The sequence below is a fragment of the Isoptericola variabilis genome (assembly GCF_050311655.1).
Classification (GTDB): domain Bacteria; phylum Actinomycetota; class Actinomycetes; order Actinomycetales; family Cellulomonadaceae; genus Isoptericola; species Isoptericola variabilis.
In genome coordinates, this window is the sequence record NZ_JBNOZM010000015.1 from 1 (window position 1) to 920 (window position 920).

A 920-nucleotide genomic window follows, 5' to 3' on the forward strand; every position below is an offset into this window, starting at 1 on the left:
GCCGGGCGCCACCAGTCCTCGTTCTCCCGATACCACTCGACCGTCGCGGCCAACCCCGACCGGAAGTCCGTGAACGCAGGGACCCAACCCAGCTCCTCACGCAGCTTCGACGCATCGATCGCATACCGCAGGTCATGCCCCGGCCGATCCGCGACATGATCGAAGTCGTCGCCGTCGCGCCCGAACAGCTCGTTCAACGCGCGCACCACGTCCAGGTTCGACGCCTCACCGTCCGCGCCGATCAGGTACGTCTCCCCCACCCGACCACGGTCGATGATCGCCCACACCGCCGCATTGTGATCGTGCACGTGGATCCAGTCGCGCACGTTCAACCCCGCCCCGTACAACCGGGGCCGCACCCCGTCGATCAGGTTCGTCACCTGCCGCGGGATGAACTTCTCCACATGCTGGTACGGGCCGTAGTTGTTCGAACAGTTCGAGATCGTGGCCTCGACGCCGAACGACCGCACCCACGCCCGCACCAACAGATCCGAACCCGCCTTCGTCGACGAATACGGCGACGACGGGTTGTACGGCGTCGAGGGAGTGAACCTCTCCTCACCCTCCAACGGCAGATCCCCGTACACCTCGTCCGTGGACACGTGATGGAACCGCACCCCGTGCCGGCGCACCGCCTCCAACACCGTGAACGTGCCCACCACGTTCGTCTGCACGAACGGCGACGGATCCACCAACGAGTTGTCGTTGTGCGACTCCGCCGCGAAGTGCACGACGACGTCCGCGTCCGCGACCAGACCGTCCACCAGCTCCGCGTCCGTGATCGACCCCTGCACGAACCGCACCCGGTCCGCGACCGGCCCCAACGACGACCGATCCCCCGCATACGTCAACGCGTCCAGCACCGTCACCACCGCGCCAGGACGCTCCACCACCGTCTGCTGGACGAAGTTCGCCCCGAT

At 66.7% G+C, this 920-nt stretch carries 1 protein-coding gene; it reads right to left on the reverse strand.

Annotated elements, in window-relative coordinates; all coding sequences use genetic code 11:
- Positions 1-920, reverse strand: a 920-nt coding sequence (rfbB, locus tag ACQP60_RS20870; RefSeq protein WP_429736566.1) for a dTDP-glucose 4,6-dehydratase, incomplete at both ends; no start/stop codon positions are given.